Raw genomic sequence first — 361 nt, 5'->3', positions numbered from 1 at the left:
AAACAAAACTGTTCAATTCGGTTGATTACTTGATTACTTTCAATGTCGTTTTATCCAGTTTTCAATGAACAAGTGTATTTGGTGGAGCCTAGCGGGATCGAACCGCTGACCTCCTGCGTGCAAGGCAGGCGCTCTCCCAGCTGAGCTAAGGCCCCAAAAAGGGATTGTGTATATGGTGGGCCTAAGTGGACTCGAACCACCGACCTCACGCTTATCAGGCGTGCGCTCTAACCAGCTGAGCTATAGGCCCCTTTTATGTAAGAAGATTGTATGAACCTTCAAAACTGAACGCAAAACGTTAACGTGACGGATCGAAGATCCATCTTCCGAATGCCAAGATGGCATACTATCCTTAGAAAGG

2 tRNA genes are annotated in these 361 nt (G+C 46.8%); both read right to left on the bottom strand.

The features are described from left to right. Positions 1-79: 79 nt before the first annotated feature. Positions 80-155: transfer RNA gene (locus H7J92_RS17515), tRNA-Ala, on the bottom strand. Between the two features lie 18 nt (positions 156-173). Then, positions 174-250 (bottom strand) — tRNA-Ile (locus tag H7J92_RS17510). Positions 251-361 lie beyond the last annotated feature (111 nt).

This window comes from Sporosarcina aquimarina (assembly GCF_019748715.1).
GTDB classification, from domain to species: Bacteria; Bacillota; Bacilli; order Bacillales_A; family Planococcaceae; genus Sporosarcina; species Sporosarcina newyorkensis.
Note: the sequence above shows the minus strand (reverse complement) of the source record. Positions and strands in the feature narration are given on the sequence as shown.